This is a genomic window from Leucobacter sp. CX169 (assembly GCF_017161405.1).
GTDB lineage: Bacteria > Actinomycetota > Actinomycetes > Actinomycetales > Microbacteriaceae > Cx-87.
Genome location: NZ_CP071051.1, coordinates 1,878,704 through 1,894,188, shown reverse-complemented (window position 1 = coordinate 1,894,188; position 15,485 = coordinate 1,878,704). Strand labels below are relative to the sequence as shown.

The 15,485-nt window shown below is 66.3% G+C and carries 14 protein-coding genes; 9 read left to right on the top strand and 5 right to left on the bottom strand.

All coding sequences use genetic code 11. The features are described from left to right. Window positions 1–9: 9 nt before the first annotated feature. The 3 genes from JW030_RS08635 (at window position 10) to JW030_RS08625 (ending at window position 3,874) form a co-directional block, all read left to right on the top strand. A complete protein-coding gene (locus JW030_RS08635) occupies window positions 10–885 on the top strand; it encodes a M48 family metallopeptidase (RefSeq protein WP_188044138.1) in 876 nt (291 codons plus the stop codon). 43 nt (window positions 886–928) lie between these two features. Beyond that, window positions 929–2,356, top strand: coding sequence for an MFS transporter (locus tag JW030_RS08630; RefSeq protein WP_188044137.1), 1,428 nt, complete (start codon window positions 929–931; stop codon window positions 2,354–2,356). Between the two features lie 69 nt (window positions 2,357–2,425). Then, entirely contained in the window at window positions 2,426–3,874 is a 1,449-nt protein-coding gene (locus JW030_RS08625) for an aspartate ammonia-lyase (protein WP_188044405.1), read from the top strand. An 89-nt stretch (window positions 3,875–3,963) separates the two neighbouring features. Here JW030_RS08625 and JW030_RS08620 read toward each other — a convergent pair whose 3' ends face one another. Continuing rightward, complete coding sequence (locus JW030_RS08620) at window positions 3,964–4,836, bottom strand: fumarylacetoacetate hydrolase family protein (protein ID WP_188044136.1); 873 nt, start codon at window positions 4,834–4,836, stop codon at window positions 3,964–3,966. A 78-nt stretch (window positions 4,837–4,914) separates the two neighbouring features. On the opposite strand from JW030_RS08620, the gene JW030_RS08615 reads away from it, so the two are divergent. From JW030_RS08615 to JW030_RS08600, 4 genes are all read left to right on the top strand, one after another. Continuing rightward, on the top strand, window positions 4,915–6,366 hold the full coding sequence (locus JW030_RS08615; protein WP_188044135.1) for an FAD-binding oxidoreductase: 1,452 nt from the start codon (window positions 4,915–4,917) through the stop codon (window positions 6,364–6,366). Next, entirely contained in the window at window positions 6,366–7,475 is a 1,110-nt protein-coding gene (locus JW030_RS08610; protein WP_188044134.1) for a PrsW family intramembrane metalloprotease, read from the top strand. The genes JW030_RS08615 and JW030_RS08610 overlap by 1 nt, the downstream gene beginning before the upstream one ends. 67 nt (window positions 7,476–7,542) lie before the next feature. Beyond that, a complete protein-coding gene (locus JW030_RS08605) occupies window positions 7,543–7,914 on the top strand; it encodes an FKBP-type peptidyl-prolyl cis-trans isomerase (RefSeq protein ID WP_188044133.1) in 372 nt (123 codons plus the stop codon). Window positions 7,915–8,077: 163 nt separating this feature from the next. Next, window positions 8,078–9,520: an NCS2 family permease gene (locus JW030_RS08600; RefSeq protein ID WP_241095393.1), complete on the top strand. Its 1,443-nt coding sequence runs from the start codon at window positions 8,078–8,080 to the stop codon at window positions 9,518–9,520. Window positions 9,521–9,604: 84 nt separating this feature from the next. Here the strand turns inward: JW030_RS08600 and JW030_RS08595 are convergent, their stop codons facing one another. Then, complete coding sequence (locus JW030_RS08595; protein WP_188044131.1) at window positions 9,605–10,807, bottom strand: PotD/PotF family extracellular solute-binding protein; 1,203 nt, start codon at window positions 10,805–10,807, stop codon at window positions 9,605–9,607. 166 nt (window positions 10,808–10,973) lie between these two features. Continuing rightward, the gene (locus JW030_RS08590) at window positions 10,974–11,798 is read right to left on the bottom strand and encodes an inositol monophosphatase family protein (RefSeq protein WP_188044130.1); all 825 of its coding nucleotides are present in this window, start codon (window positions 11,796–11,798) and stop codon (window positions 10,974–10,976) included. Window positions 11,799–11,940: 142 nt separating this feature from the next. Here JW030_RS08590 and rpsO point away from each other — a divergent pair, with 142 nt between their 5' ends. Together rpsO and JW030_RS08580 are read left to right on the top strand one after the other, a co-directional pair. Beyond that, window positions 11,941–12,210, top strand: coding sequence for a 30S ribosomal protein S15 (gene rpsO / locus JW030_RS08585; protein WP_188044129.1), 270 nt, complete (start codon window positions 11,941–11,943; stop codon window positions 12,208–12,210). Window positions 12,211–12,515: 305 nt separating this feature from the next. Beyond that, window positions 12,516–13,343, top strand: a complete 828-nt coding sequence (locus JW030_RS08580) for a DUF559 domain-containing protein (protein ID WP_241095392.1) — start codon at window positions 12,516–12,518, stop codon at window positions 13,341–13,343. A gap of 248 nt (window positions 13,344–13,591) precedes the next feature. Here JW030_RS08580 and JW030_RS08575 read toward each other — a convergent pair whose 3' ends face one another. Together JW030_RS08575 and JW030_RS08570 are read right to left on the bottom strand one after the other, a co-directional pair. Further along, a complete protein-coding gene (locus JW030_RS08575; protein WP_188044128.1) occupies window positions 13,592–14,986 on the bottom strand; it encodes an aspartate aminotransferase family protein in 1,395 nt (464 codons plus the stop codon). A gap of 2 nt (window positions 14,987–14,988) precedes the next feature. Continuing rightward, on the bottom strand, window positions 14,989–15,456 hold the full coding sequence (locus JW030_RS08570; protein ID WP_241095391.1) for an Lrp/AsnC family transcriptional regulator: 468 nt from the start codon (window positions 15,454–15,456) through the stop codon (window positions 14,989–14,991). Between the last annotated feature and the right edge of the window lie 29 nt (window positions 15,457–15,485).

The following is a 15,485-nucleotide window of genomic DNA, read 5'->3' as shown; positions in this document are numbered from 1 at the left end:
GGGGGAGCGTTGTACCGCGCGATACGTCGGAATAAGGTCAATTCCGTTCTCATCATCCTGGGATTCCTGCTGCTCATCGGCGGCCTCGGCGCGCTCGCAGCGTGGATCTATCAAGACACCACGATTGTGCTGATCACGCTGGGATTTGCGACCGCGTACGCGGTCTTCCAGTACTTCATGGCCGGCCGCCAGGCGATTTCGATGACTGGGGCGCAGGAGATCGGTCCGACGGATCATCCGCGCCTCTACCGGATCGTGGAGAACCTGTCGATCACGACGGGATCGCCCATGCCGAAGGTCTACATCGTGAACGACCCGGCACCGAACGCGTTTGCCACGGGACGTGACCCAGAGCACGCCGTCGTCGCGGCGACGACCGGTCTGCTCGACATCATGACCGATCCCGAGCTTGAAGGCGTCATGGCGCACGAGCTTGGCCACGTGCGCAACTACGACATCCGCGTGTCGATGATCGTCTACGGCCTCACCGTCGCCGTTGGCATGATCGCGGACATGATGTTCCGGATGGCGTTCTTCTCGCGCGGGAACAACTCGAACGGCAACCCGATCGTCTTGGTATTTGGCCTCGCGGCGATGCTGCTGGCCCCCGTGATCGCGACGATTGTGCAGCTCGCGGTGTCGCGTCAGCGCGAGTACCTCGCCGACGCGACGGGCGCGATGACGACGCGGCACCCCGAGGCCCTCGCGAGCGCGCTGCACAAGCTGTCCGAGTACGGGCGCCCGCTGCAGAAGCAGAACTCGAGCATGGCGCACCTCTGGATCGCGAACCCGTTGAAGCCCGGCGGCCTGCAGGCCCTCTTCTCGACCCACCCTCCAATCCCTGAGCGGATCCGCCGCCTGCTCGACATGGGCGGGAAGTTCTAGCCCGCGACTGGGCCCACGGAGGTGCCCCTCAGCAATGATGCCGATGTTTCGATCGCTCTCGATCCGCAACTACCGACTCTGGTTTCTCGGCGCGCTGATTTCAAATGTGGGGGCCTGGATGCAGGCGACTGCCCAGAACTGGGTGGTGCTGACTGAGCTCACCTCGGGCGACGCGCTTGCGGTGGGCGGAACGATGGCGCTGCAGTTCGGCCCGCAGCTGTTGCTCGTTCCCGTCAGTGGACTGATCGCCGATCGCTTCGACCGGCGAAAAGTTCTGATTGCCACGCAGACCGCGCTCGGCTTGCTCGCGCTCGGCCTCGGTGCCCTCCTGATCTCGGGCGCCGCGCAGCTGTGGCACCTGTTTGGGTTTGCGCTCATGCTCGGGATCGTGAACGCCATCGACACCCCGGCGCGGCAGGCGTTCGTTTCTGACCTCGTGCCGCACGCGGGACTCGCGAACGCGGTCGCGCTGAACTCGGCTTCGTTTAACACCGCGCGGTTGATCGGACCGGCGGTGGCCGGGTTGCTGATCGCGGTGGTCGGATCGGGCTGGGTGTTCGTTATCAACGCCGGGTCCTTTGCGGCGGTGCTCCTTGCTCTTCTTGCCATCAGGATCGATCGGCCGCGAGAGAAACGCGACGCGGGACCGCGCGCCGGGCAACGGGCGCAGTTGGCGGCAGGATTCCGCTACGTGCGACGCAGGCACGACCTCGTGGTCGTCTTCGCGATCGTGTTCTTGATGGGCGCGTTCGGCATGAATTTCCCGATCGTCTCGTCGACCATGGCGGTCGAGTTCGGACGCGGGGCGGGCGAGTATGGCTTGCTCACTTCCATCCTCGCGATCGGCTCGCTCACCGGGGCATTGCTCGCGGCGCGACGGCAGGACGCGCGGCTCCGAGTCGTCATCCTCTCCGCCGGTGGATTCGGCCTCTCCTGCGTGGTCTCGGCGTTGATGCCGAGCTTTTGGTCGTTTGCGGTGTCGCTGGTGCTCATGGGCTTCATGACGGTGACCCTGCTCACCACCGCGAACGGGTTCGTGCAGACCACGACCCCGCCCCATCTGCGCGGGCGGGTCCTCGCCCTCTACCTCGCGGTGTTGATGGGAGGCACGCCCTTGGGAGCGCCCATCGTCGGCGCCGTCGCGGACGCCTTCGGGGCCCGCTGGACCCTCGGCGTCGCCGCGATCGCGGGCTTGCTTGCGTGCGCAATCGGCGTGGTCTGGCTGTTCCGTGAGCGCGAGCTGCGCTTTCATTTCGGCCCGCGGGGCAGGATCGCCGTGACCCATCTGGGTCGGCCCGGACTCGGCGATGATCCTGCGCAGCAAACCGAAACGCTGACCGCGTCGATCGAGGTGCTGCGCCGCGGGCCGCTGCTGACCGGCCCGTCCGACTCGGCCCCGCAGGACGTGCCATCGGTCGAACCGATGACCGGCCCCATCACTCGACCAGACTCGCCGAAGGAAGAGGGGTAGGCTTGGTCACGGGCGCGCCAACGGCGCCATACGGTTCGACACCAGGAGCACTGACACGTGACTGACTACATGTCCACCCAGACGCGCACGGAGACCGATTCGCTCGGTAGCGTGGAGATTCCCGCAGCTGCGTACTGGGGGGTGCACACGGCGCGTTGCCTCGAGAACTTCCCGATCGCGCGCCGGCCGATCTCGGTCTACCCCGACTTTGTGCGCGCGTTCGCGTGCGTCAAGCAGGCAGCGGCTCGGGCAAACCTTGAGATTGGCTCGCTCGACGAGCAGCGGGCGACGCTGATCGACCGCGCATGCGAGGAGATCAAGACCGGCATGCTGCTCGACCAGTTCCTGGTTGGCGTCGTGCAGGGCGGTGCGGGCACCTCGACGAACATGAATGTCAACGAGGTCATCACGAACCGTGCGCTTGAGCTCGCAGGTCACCGCAAGGGCGACTACGCGTTCATCAACCCGAACGACCACACGAACCACAGCCAGTCGACCAACGACACGTACCCGACCGCGATCAAGATCGCGCTTGCGTTCTCGCTCACGAGCCTCCTCGAGCAGCTCGAGCTCCTCGCCGAATCCTTCGCCAAGAAGGGCCGCGAGTTCTCGCACATCATCAAGGTCGGCCGCACGCAGCTGCAGGACGCCGTTCCGATGACGCTGGGCCAGGAGTTCAACGCCTTCGCCGTCACGCTGCGGGAGGACATCGAGCGCCTGGGCGAGGCCGTCACGCTGCTGCGCGAGGTCAACATGGGCGCGACCGCCATTGGCACGGGCATCAACGCCCCGCGCGGCTACAAGGAGTCGGTGGTCAAGCACCTCCGCGAGATCACGGGCCTCGAGCTCGTCACCGCGGGTGACCTGGTTGAGTCGACGAGCGACACCGGCGTGTTCATCACGTTCTCGGGTGCGCTGAAGCGCTCCGCCATCAAGCTTTCGAAGATCAGCAATGACCTGCGCCTGCTGTCGTCGGGCCCGCAGGCGGGCTTCGGCGAGATCAACCTGCCTGCCCGCCAGGCAGGCTCATCGATCATGCCGGGCAAGGTCAACCCCGTCATCCCCGAGGCGGTGTCGCAGGTGGCCTACTCGGTCGCAGGCGCCGACGTCACGGTGACCATGGCCGTCGAGGCCGGGCAGCTGCAGCTGAACGCCTTCGAGCCGATCATTGCGCACTCGCTGTTCCAGTCGATCACCTGGCTTGAGCGTGCCTGTGAGACGCTGCGCGTAAACTGCGTTGACGGCATCACGGCGAACGAAGAGCGCCTGAGCGACATGGTGGCCCGCTCGGTCACCGTGATCACGGCGCTCGCCCCGGTCATCGGGTACGCGGAGTCGGCGAAGCTCGCGAAGGAGGCCCTCGCGACGAACGCGAAGGTGTCCGAGCTGGTCGTGTCGCGCGGCCTGCTGGGCCAGGCAGAGCTCGACGAGCTGCTGCAGCCGGCGCGCCTCGCGGGCCTGATGCCCGAGACGGGCGCAATCCCGATCATTGAGGCAGAGGCTGAGCTCGAGAAGTAACCAGCTCCGCTGCAACGACCAAGGGCCGGTGAATCGCGAGATTCACCGGCCCTTGGTCGTTGCCCCGAACGGGGCAGCGCGACTGCCCGCTAGCCGGGAACGCAGTACGAGGTGAGAGAACCGAGCTTCGAGATCGAGACCGTCACCTCGGTGCCGGGAACCAAGAAGAGCTGCGGCTTGCGCGAGCGGCCAGCGCCGCCGGGTGAACCGGTCGAGATGAGCGTTCCGGGCAGCAGCGTGAGCCCCTGCGAGATCGCCGAGATCAGCTGCGCGACCGTGTTCACCATGAACTTCGTTGACGAGTCCTGCACGCGCAGACCGTCCACATCAGTCGTGATGTGCAGGTCCTGCGGATCGGGAATCTCGTCCGCGGTCACCACGAACGGGCCGACCGGGGTGAAGCCGTCGAAGGACTTGCAGCGGCTCCACTGCGGCTCGCGGAACTGCAGGTCGCGCGCGGTGATGTCGTTGATGACGGTGTACCCGAAGACCGCGTCGAGGGCCTCCTCAGGGGAGACGTCGCGCACAGCCTTGCCGATGATGACTCCGAGCTCGCCCTCGTAGTCCACCTCGGTCGAGATGTGCGTAGGGATCGGTACCTCGCGACCGTGGCCGTTGAGCGAGTTTGGGAAGAGGGAGAACAGGACCGGGCCTGAATCGTTGTCGAGTGCGAGCTCGCTCGCGTGCTCGTCGTAGTTCAGTCCGACGGCGAGCGTGATCGGCGGACGAATGACCGCGGCAGAATAGATCGCGTTCTTCAGCGGTCGCCCGGCGTCTGCCGAAAGGTGCGACGCGGCCTGGCGCACGTGATCGAGCGTCTCGGGCCCAGCCTCAATGAGCTGCTGGAGCGTGGCAAACTGCAGCGCGTCGTCGAGCTCGCGCAGCGGGACTGCGCGGTCACCCAGGACGAGCGACAGCTCTGGAGTCGAGTCGGCCGTTTCGGAAAGATGCGCAAATTTCACATTTCCCAGGCTATCCGATTCGGAGCCGCCGTGCAGCGCCCTCCCCGAGCGAAAGAGTCGTCGTGGCAGGATGGAGCCGTGACTGTCGCCGCCGATCTCGCTCGCCTGTTGGGAACTCGTTGGGTGACCGGCGATGCCGAAGTCCTCGCCATGCGCTCCGACCGCAGCGGAATCGTGCGTGAATCTCGCCCGCTGGGCATCGCAGAGGCGCTCCACACCGACGAGGTATCCGAGATTCTGCGCATCGCCCACGCACGCGGCGTCCCGGTGGTGCCGAGGGGAGCCGGAACCGGCCTGTCCGGAGGAGCGGCCGCGGGCGGCGGGGAGATCGTCCTCTCGCTCTCACGCATGAACCGCATTCTGGAGATTGACCCGGTCGACCAGGTTGCCCGGGTCGAGGCTGGCGTCCTCAACGCGGACATCAGCCATGCCGCCCTCCCGTACGGCCTGTTGTACGCACCGGATCCCGCCAGCCGAGCGATCTCGACGATCGGTGGCAACATTGCGACGAACGCGGGCGGCCTGCGCTGCGCGAAGTACGGCGTGACCCGGGAGGCAGTACTCGCGCTGACCGCAGTGCTTGCCGATGGCCGCGTCATCCACACCGGACGGCGCAGCCTCAAAGGCGTGACGGGGTACGACCTCACCGCCCTGCTGGTCGGCTCCGAGGGCACGCTCGCGGTCATCACGGAGGCGACGGTGCGCCTGGTGCCGCTCTCGAGTACCCCGCCCACCACCGTCGTGGCCGTGCTCCCGGGACTTCCCGCGGCGCTCACGCTCTGCAGCAGGATCCTGTCGGGAAGCAGCACGATCCTGTCGGATGACAGCAGTATCGCCGCGAGCGAGCGGACCGCCGCGCCGGAGCGCCCGTCGACCCTCGAGCTCCTGGATCCCTCGACCGTGACTGCGGTGGACCAGTACGTGCCCGCGAACGAGCGCGACGGGATCCTGCAAGACATCAGGCCGGGGGCCGCCGTCGTGATTGGTCAGTGGGACACTGCCGACTCGGCCGACTGGGCCGAGCGAGCGGCGGCGATGGCAGAGGCCGTAGGCGGACGTGCCGAGGTGCTGGTGGGAGAGGCGGCGGGGGAGCGCGCGCTCGACTTTCGGCGGGCGCTGAACCCGGCGCTGAGCTCGCTCGGGGACGCGCTGATCGAGGACGTCTGCGTCCCGCGCAGCAAGCTTCCGGACATGTATCGCGAGATCGCACGCATCGAGGCAGAGACGGGGCTGACGATTCCCGCGGGCGCGCACGCCGCGGACGGCAACCTGCACCCTCACTTCCTCGTGCCGGCCGCGGAGCGGGAGAGTGACGGCGGCGTGCCCCAGCTGGTGTGGGATGCCGCGGACGCCCTTTTCCGCGCGGCGCTCGCGCTCGGCGGCACGCTGACGGGTGAGCACGGAGTCGGACTCCTCAAAGCGCGGTGGCTCTCGGCGGAGTTCGGCGCGGACGAGCTGGACCTCCAGCTCGGGATCCGTGAGCTCTTTGACCCGACGCAGATATTGAACCCCGGCAAGGGGGTGATCTGATGTCAGAGACCGCCATCGCGAATCGGCTGACGCTGCCGAAGCTTCGGGGTGACCGGAGCACGGGGGAGCTGGTCGCGTTCGCGATCGCGCTCGTGGGCCTCGCCGTCATGGTGCTCGTCATCATCGCGGTGCTTGCGGCGTCCTTCGGCACGCTCGGGCTGCTCATCTGTGGTGCCGCGGCGCTGATCCCGCTCAGCATCGTGTTGCTCGGCGTGCGGTGGGTCGACCGGTGGGAGCCGGAACCGCGCTCGGCAACGGTCAGCGCGCTGCTCTGGGGAGCGAGCGCGGCGGTGATCTTGGCGCTGCTGCTCGGCCTCCCCGCCGAGCTCATGGGCGTCCGCCTGAGCGATTATTGGTTGTCGGTGGCCGTCGCTCCAGTGACGGAAGAGGCGGCGAAGGGCCTCGGCCTGCTGCTCGTGTTCCTCATCTGGCGGACGACATTTACCGGCGTCGTGGACGGCCTCGTCTATGGCATGACGATCGGCGCGGGCTTCGCCTTCACCGAGAACATCCTCTACTTCGGCGACGCGCTCTCGACGGGCGGAGCCGCCTCGCTCAGCGCCACCTTCGTCATGCGTGGCATGCTGTCGCCCTTCGCGCACGCGATGTTTACCGCAGTGCTCGGGATCGCGGTGGGGTGGGCGGTCGGCACGGGCCGCCCCGTGCACCGCTGGGCGATCGGAGGTTTGGCCGGAGCGGTGGCGCTCCACGCGCTCTGGAACCTCGCCGCCGGGGTGGACTTCTTGCTGCTGTACGTCCTGGTGCAGGTGCCCATGTTCATCATCGGCACCGTGTTTGTGACCCAGCTGCGTGCGCGCGAGCGCGCCCGCCTGCGACTGGCGCTCGAGGACTACTGCGCCGCGGGCTGGCTGCGCTCGGACGAGGTAGGCCTCATCGCGACCGCCGCCGGACGCCGGACGCTCAGGCGCTGGGCCGCGGCGCGCGGGCCCGCCTACTCGAGCGCTGCCGGGGAGTTTGTGCGGGCGAGCACGGAGTTGGCGGTGGTGCGCGAGCGAGTGCGCGCCGGATTTCCGAGCGAGCGCTCTGCCCGCAGAGAGTTCGAACTCTTGACGCATCTCACCGAGGTGCGTCGGACGCTCTTCACGTAGTCGGGATGAACTTCCCCTGAGAGCGAACGCAGGCCCGAGCGCCGCCGATTCCGGCAAGAATGGGGGCATGACTGATGCACCACTGACTAAGCCCGAGATCGAGTTCCCCGAAGGCTCTGCCCCCGCCGAGCTGCAGATTGTCGACATCACCATCGGTGCTGGCGACGAGGCTCTCGCGAGCTCGACCGTCGACGTTCACTACCTGGGCGTCGAGTTCGAGTCCGGCGAAGAGTTTGACTCCTCCTGGAGCCGTGGCGAATCCATCAACTTCCCGCTGCGCTCGCTCATCCAGGGGTGGCAGACCGGCATCCCCGGCATGAAGGTCGGCGGACGCCGCAAGCTCATCGTTCCGCCCGCTCAGGCGTACGGAACCGCTGGAGGGCACCCGCTTTCGGGCAAGACCCTGATCTTCGTGATCGACCTGCTCGGCGTGAGCTAGGCAGTGCGCTTTTCCGGTCAGCTCGCGAACGTGAGCTGACCGACCACAGTGCCCGTCGTGCTCGCACGGCGGGCACTGTTGCGTTCGCTCGGCAGGATCCTGGTAACTTCAGGTGTATTGCGCCTGGACAGGGGCGCCGAGCAATCAAGGAGCCCGGGTGTCAGTGGACGAACGGCAGCTGAAGGACGTGAAGGTCGGCGCGATCGATCGGTTCTTCGAGATCACGCAGCGAGGGTCCACGGTCGGGCGCGAGCTCCGCGGCGGCATCGTGACCTTCGTCACCATGGCGTACATCGTGATCCTCAACCCGCTCATTCTGGGCGGCGAGGCCGCCGCCGATCTCACGGGCGACTTCCTCGACCCCGCCCAAGTCGGTGCAGCGACCGGGCTCGCTGCCGGCGTCATCACGATCCTGTTCGGCATTGCCGCGCGCATGCCGTTTGCGCTCGCGGCTGGGCTCGGCATCAACTCGTTCCTCGCGGTCGCCGTCGTCGGCCAGGTGAGCTGGCCCGAGGCGATGGGCCTGGTCGTCATCAACGGTGTGATCATCGTCCTCCTCGGCGCCACCGGCGCGCGCACGGCGATCTTCCACGCCGTGCCGCAGCCGCTGAAGTCAGCGATCGCGGTCGGCATTGGCTTCTTCATCGCCTTCATCGGGCTTTTCGACTCGGGCTTCGTGAGCCGCACCCCGGGCGGCCCGCCGGTCCAGCTGGGCGATGGCGGCTCGATTGCGTCGGTGCCCACGCTCGTGTTCGTCATCGCGCTCATCACGATCGGCGTGCTCGTCGCGCTTCGCGTTCCGGGCGGGATCCTGATCGGGATGGTCGCGTCGACGCTCCTCGCGATCGTGTTGCAGGCGTTCCTAAAGCTCGGTCCCGCTGCCGTGCAGCCGGGCGGCTGGCACATGACCATCCCCGAGCTTCCGCAACAGCTCGTGACCCTTCCCGACTTCGCGCTGGTCGGCCAGTTCGATCTCTTCGGGGCGTTCAGCCGCATCGGCGGACTGGCCGCGACGATGCTCATCTTCACCCTCGTCTTCACCAACTTCTTCGACGCCATGGGCACGATGACCGGCCTCTCGAAGAACGCGGGCCTCGCCAACCGCGACGGCTCGTTCCCGCGCATCCGCTCGGCCTTCGTGGTCGAGGGCCTCGGCGCGGTCATCGGCGGCGCGACGTCCACATCGTCGAACACCGTCTACGTCGACAGCGCCTCGGGCATCGGCGAGGGCGCCCGCACGGGCCTCGCGTCGGTCACGGTCGGCGTGCTCTTTCTCGTCTCGATGTTCTTCACGCCGCTCACGCTCATCGTGCCGATCGAGGTGGGCTCAGCGGCCCTCGTGGTGGTCGGCGCCATGATGATGACGCAGATCGTCGAGATCGACTTCGCCAACTTCCGTGTGGCGCTGCCCGCGTTCCTGACCATCGCGGTGATGCCGCTCACCTACTCGATTGCAAACGGAATCGGCGTCGGGTTCATCGCGTGGGCCGTGATCCACGTCCTCTCGGGCCAGGCGCGCAAGGTCCACTGGCTACTCTGGATCGTCGCCGCCGGCTTTGCGGTGTACTTCGCGCGCGGGCCCATTGAGGCGATGATCGGCGGGTAGCTCGACGGCAGGATCCTGCCGGAAAACTGACGACGCCCCGGCCCGTGATTGCGCGGGACCGGGGCGTCGCTGTCGCTCGCGGGGCTAGTTGCCGAGCACCTTCTGGTAGGCCTGCGTGTAGCGATTGTCCTCGTCCGAGGAGAGCGAGCGCACGTCGAAGATGCGGGCGCTCATCTCCTCGTCGGGGAAGATGAGCGGGTTCTCGGCCAGTTCCGGCGCCAGCTGGGCCATTGCGTCCTGTGCGCCCTTCACGGGCGTCACGTACTGCACGTACGCGGCCACCTCCGCGGCCACCTCGGGCTCGTAGTAGTACTCGATGAGCTCCTGCACCAGGTCACGCTTCTCGGTGGCGACCGGCATGCAGAACGAGTCGACGAAGAGGGTCGCGCCTGCATCGGGCACCACGAACTTCCAGATCTCCTCGCCGGCGTCTTCGTTCAGGATCGCGACGTCGCCCGACCATGCCATTCCGGCGTGAATCACTCCCTGCTCAAGGTCCTGCGTGTACGAGTTCCCCTTGACCGTCGCGATCTGCTGTGACTGCAGCTGTGCTTTCACGACGTCGAGCGCGGCCTCGAATTCATCGTCGCCCCAGTCGCCCTCGACGTCGACGCCCTGCTCGAGCATGATGAGGCCGAGCGTGTCGTCCATCTCGCTGAGTACGCCGACCTTGCCCTTGAGTGCCGGGGCCCAGAGGTCGGAGACGTTGCGGACGCCCGCCGGGTAGAGCTGCGTGTTGTAGACGAGACCCGTCATTCCGGCCTGGTAGGGGACGGAGGAGATCCGGTCGGGGTCGAAGTTCGCGCGCTGCACAATGTCGATCATGTTCGCGTTGGTGTTCGGCATCGCCGCGCGGTCAAACTCTTGCAGTTCCTTCCGCTCGAGCAAGCGCACGACCGAGGTGTCGCTCAGGCAGAAGGTGTCGTAACCGGTGTCCTGGTGCAGCTTGAGTTGGTCTTTGATCTTGCCGATGAAGGTGTTGTTGTCCTCGATGTCCTCGTAGTAGTTGACCGTGATGTTGGTCTGCTTCATGAAATTGTCGAGAGTGGTCCAGCTGCCTGTCTCCTCGTCGAAGTCGAGATAGTAGGTCCAGTTGGCCCAGTTGATCTCACCGCCGGAGCCGTCGCCGGGCCCGGCGGCAGGCGCACATCCGGCCAAGGCTGTGGTGCCCAGAGCGGCCGCGCCAAGCGCGGTGCCGGTGAAGAGCTGCCGGCGACTCAGGCGCATGCCGCGAGCGCGGCGTACGAGTTGGCTGATCAGGGGATCCGTGGGGAGAGGTCGGGTCATGTCTCGGCACTCCTTTGTGCTTCAGGACTTGCATGACGGCCTGGGTGGCCGATGTCAATCATCCTGACATACGGACGGCCGGGGCGCATCAGGGCACACCGACCGTTATCGAGGTGAGGCCTGCGTGCTGCGCTGAGACGGCGGCTGCGGGGGAGCGGCCACCGGACTACGCGAAGTGATCCACCCGCGCGCGGAGCGCGTGCGCGAGCAGGGGCGGGCCGGCCACCAAGAGTGGGTCGCCGGGAGCGGTGCCGTCGCCGCGACCCAGGACGGCTCCGCCTGCCTCGGTGACGATCAGAGCGCCCGCCGCGTAGTCCCACGGCTGCAGGCCGCGCTCGTACAGCGCGTTGAGGCGCCCCGAGGCGAGGAGGCAGAGGTCGTACGCGGCGGAGCCGGTGCGACGGATGTCGCGAACGTCTGGCAGCAACCGGGCGACGACCGCCGCCTGCTCGGCGCGACGCTCTCGCGTATAGCCGAAACCGGTTCCGACGAGCGCGGTCTCGAGCGGGACCTCCTCAGACACGGCGATCGGCTCGCCGTTGCACCGCGCGCCACCGCCCTGCCAGGCCTCGTAGAGTTCGTCGAGCTCGGGGAGGTAGATCGCCCCGGCGATCGCGCGGCGGCCGTCGGCGAACGCGTCGACGTCGGGCACGGTGGCCGCGACGCTCACCGCGTAGAGGGGCAGCCCGTACAGGTAGTTCACGGTGCCGTCGATCGGATCCACCACCCAGGTGATGCCGCTTTCGCTCGCTCGGGTGCCGCCCTCTTCTCCGATGAGCCCGTCCTGGGGGCGCGCCACCAGGAGTGCCTCGGCGAGCATGCGCTCGGCGGCCCCGTCAGCCTCGGTCACGACGTCGTTGATGCTCGACTTCGTCGCTGCCACGTCGACGCCGATCCGGCGTCGGCGCATGATTTCCACCCCAACCTCGCGAGCTAGCGTGCCGGCAAGTTCGGCCAGGTGCTGGGAGAGGGCGGGATCGTGTGCAGTCATGCTCCCGAGCCTACTCGCGTGTGTCGCGTGTTCCGCGCGAGTGCGGTAAGCTGTACAGGTTGCCGTCTAACGGCCGCGGATAAAGAGAGCCTGGGCATTCCGCCTTCGGCGCCGCGCAACGAAGAGAAGGGGGTCCCCAACTATGGCACTCGAAGCAGATGTCAAGAAGGCGATCATCGAAGAGTACGCGACCCACCCCGGTGATACGGGTTCCCCCGAGGTTCAGATTGCGCTGCAGACGCGTCGCATCCTGGATCTCACGGAGCACCTCAAGGAGCACAAGCACGACCACCACTCGCGTCGTGGCCTGCTCCTCCTCGTCGGCCAGCGCCGTCGTCTCATCGGCTACCTCCAGAAGGTAGACATCAACCGCTACCGTACGCTCATTGGGCGTCTCGGCCTGCGCCGCTAACTCTTCGAGTAGGGTCGTTTTCGCGACTTGCTCCACAACGCCCGTCACCGAAAGGTGGCGGGCGTTTGTGCGTCCGGGGCGGCCCGGGTTCCGCTCTCGCCTCGGGCCCGCCTCGCCCGTCAAACATTTCGGAAATGGCAATCATGACGGAGGGATCCTGCCCATTGTGTGCAGCATGATTCTCATTCCCGACATGCGTGGCAGACCACGCGACGAACCCCGTTCACAGGGGGTGACGAGGCGCAGACTCAGGTGAAGTCTGTGGAAACGTGCTCAATGCCGATGAGACAACCGAGCATGGGCGTATGCACATCGCAAATGAGATTCGAAAGTGGAGCGGAGTTGTCCCGTCGCGGGCACTCATCGAAGCAGGGTTCAGCTATCGGGCCCTGAATCGCATGTGTCTATCGGGCGAGTTGCATCGGGTCAGGCAGGGCTGGCTCGCTGCGCCTGGCGCAGACGCCGAGTTGTTGATCGCGGCGCAAAGCGGTGGGGTGCTCACCTGCGTGACTCAGGCGAAGCGGCTGGGTCTCTGGGTGACTCACGTGGGGCCTCAGACGCACATCGGCCTTTCGGCAGGTGCGCGAACACCGCGGGACGACAGTCTCTGTCTGCATTGGAACGCCCCCATCATGCAGCGGGATAGGCGCCAACTCGAGGACAACTTGGTGAATGTGCTCGCAACGGTCGCACTCTGCCAGCCGACGGAGGACGCGCACGCGATCTGGGAATCAGCGCTTCGTGCGGGGCAGATTGAACTCGCCGAACTGCGCCGACTACCCTTCACGGGACGAGCGAAGGCGCTGGTCAAGGACGTGTTCCCGCACCTTGATTCAGGGCTCGAGTCCCTGGTGCTGCGGCGAATGAGGCGGTTTCGAATCCGCATCAAGCCTCAGTCGTGGGTCCTTGGGCATTACGTCGACTTCTTGATCGGGGACCGGCTGATCCTGCAAATCGACGGCGGCACTCATGTCGGGCCGCAGAGAGCCTCTGATATCGCTCACGATGCGCAACTGCTGCTCAATGGCTATCACGTGATCCGAGTGGGTTACGACCAAGTCGTTCACCACTGGCCCGAGGTTCAAGACCTCATTCTGCGTGCGATCGCGCAGGGGCTCGCAGATGCGAGCTGAGTCGCGGCTAATTGCGACGGAAATGACAATTGCGTCGGAGAACATGCCCGACTTCGGTGCAGAATGATTCGCGTTTCCGACATGTTTGGCGCGGGGTGGTCGGGCCACCGGGGCGGGGCACCGGGCCACCGGGTGCGTGGCGGCTGTCCCCAGATCGGGCCACCGGGCAGGATCCTGCGGGCGCAGCGCGCCCCGGGTACGCAAAAGGCCCGCCCTGCAACAGCAGAGCGGGCCCCAGGCTCGAAAGACTAGATCTTCGAGGACGCGTCCTTCAGGACGCTGCGCAGGATGGTTCCCATCTCAGCGAACTCGGCCGGACCAATGGTCAGCGGCGGAGCGAGCTGGATGACGGGGTCGCCACGGTCGTCGGCGCGGCAGTAGAGGCCGGCTTCCCACAGCGCGGGTGACAGGTAGTCGCGGAGCAGACGATCGGATTCCTCCGCGTTGAACGTCTCCTTCGTGGCCTTGTCCTTGACGAGCTCGATGCCGAAGAAGTAGCCCTCGCCGCGCACGTCACCGACGATGTCGATGTCGAGCAGCTTCTCGAGCTCCGCGCGGAACAGCGGGCTGTTCGTGCGCACGTTGCCGTTGAGGTCTTCTTCCTCGAAGATGTCGAGGTTGGCCAGGGCAGCAGCGGCAGCGGCCGGGTGGCCACCGAACGTGAAGCCGTGGTAGAAGGTGTTGTCCTCGGACGCGAACGCCTCCGACACCTTGTCCGCGACGAGCATGGCACCGAGCGGGACGTAGCCCGAGGTGATGCCCTTCGCCGACGTAATGATGTCGGGCTCGTAGCCGAGCGCCTTCGACGCGAAGAAATCACCGATGCGGCCGTAGGCGCAGATGACCTCGTCCGAGACGAGCAGCACGTCGTACTGGTCGCAAATCTCGCGGACGCGCTTGAAGTATCCGGGGGGCGGCGGGAAGCAGCCACCGGAGTTCTGGACCGGCTCGAGGAAGACGGCGGCAATGGTGTCGGGACCCTCGAAGAGGATGGCCTCTTCGATGCGGTTCGCGGCCCACTGTCCGAACGTCTCGACGTCGTCGCTCGGGGCGCCGTTCTCTTCTGCGCGGTAGAAGTTCGTGTTCGGGACACGGTGACCACCGGGGGTCAGCGGCTCGTACATTTCCTTCATGCCGGGGATGCCGGTGATGGCAAGGGCGCCCTGCGGGGTGCCGTGGTAAGCAACCGCGCGCGAGATGACCTTGTGCTTCATCGGCTTGTTGCGGAGCTTCCAGTAGTGCTTGGCCAGCTTGAACGCGGACTCGACTGCCTCGCCACCGCCGGTGGTGAAGAAGACCTTGTTCATCTCGCCGGGAGCGTAGCTCGCGAGACGCTCGGCGAGCTCAACCGCTGCGGGGTGTGCGTAGGACCAGAGCGGCATGAAGTCAAGCTGCTTCATCTGCTTGGCTGCAGCATCGACGATGCGGTCGCGGCCGTGGCCGGCGTTGACCACAAAGAGACCGGAGAGGCCGTCGAAGTACTTGCGACCCGCAGCATCGTAGATGTGGTGGCCCTCGGCGCGGGTGATGACGGGGATGCCGTCATTGAGTACCTTGCTCGAGGTGAAGTGCGGCCAGAGGTGGCTCTTGGCCTTGGCCTGAAGGGCAGCGGTATCGTGCGTGCCCGTGGGATCGTATGACATGTTTATCGGGTTCCCCAGTCGTACTTTTGCTTCTTGAGTTCGAGGTATACGAACGTCTCGGTGGAGGCGACCCCGTCAAGCACCCGAATGTGTGTGTTCAGGAATTCGATGAGACTCGCGTCGTCCTCGCACACGACCTCGACCATGATGTCGAACGATCCGGCGCTGAGCACCAGATACGACACCTCGGGGAGGCGGGCGAGATGATCGGCGACGACCCTGGTGTCACCGGATACGCGAATGCCGATCATGGCGCCACGGTGAAAACCAAGGCGCATCGGGTCGGTCACGGCAACAATCTGCATGACCCCGGCATCGGTGAGTTTTTGCACGCGCTGCCTGACAGCAGCCTCGCTCAGTCCAACGGCCTTCCCAATCTCGGCATACGAACGGCGGCCATCGACTTGCAACTGCTCGATGATGGCCTTCGACGTATCGTCGAGCGAGGGGGAACTCCGTGTAACGCTCACGATCCAGATTCTCGCAGCAAAAACGCAAA

Excerpts from the sequence above, each read along its gene's own strand:
- rpsO (WP_188044129.1), top strand. The coding sequence starts at position 11,941 with ATGGCACTCGAAGCAGATGTCAAGAAGGCGATCATCGAAGAGTACGCG.
- JW030_RS08595 (WP_188044131.1), bottom strand. The coding sequence starts at position 10,807 with ATGACCCGACCTCTCCCCACGGATCCCCTGATCAGCCAACTCGTACGC.
- JW030_RS08575 (WP_188044128.1), bottom strand. The coding sequence starts at position 14,986 with ATGTCATACGATCCCACGGGCACGCACGATACCGCTGCCCTTCAGGCC.
- JW030_RS08605 (WP_188044133.1), top strand. The coding sequence starts at position 7,543 with ATGACTGATGCACCACTGACTAAGCCCGAGATCGAGTTCCCCGAAGGC.
- JW030_RS08630 (WP_188044137.1), top strand. The coding sequence starts at position 929 with ATGTTTCGATCGCTCTCGATCCGCAACTACCGACTCTGGTTTCTCGGC.
- JW030_RS08610 (WP_188044134.1), top strand. The coding sequence starts at position 6,366 with ATGTCAGAGACCGCCATCGCGAATCGGCTGACGCTGCCGAAGCTTCGG.
- JW030_RS08625 (WP_188044405.1), top strand. The coding sequence starts at position 2,426 with ATGTCCACCCAGACGCGCACGGAGACCGATTCGCTCGGTAGCGTGGAG.
- JW030_RS08580 (WP_241095392.1), top strand. The coding sequence starts at position 12,516 with ATGCACATCGCAAATGAGATTCGAAAGTGGAGCGGAGTTGTCCCGTCG.
- JW030_RS08590 (WP_188044130.1), bottom strand. The coding sequence starts at position 11,798 with ATGACTGCACACGATCCCGCCCTCTCCCAGCACCTGGCCGAACTTGCC.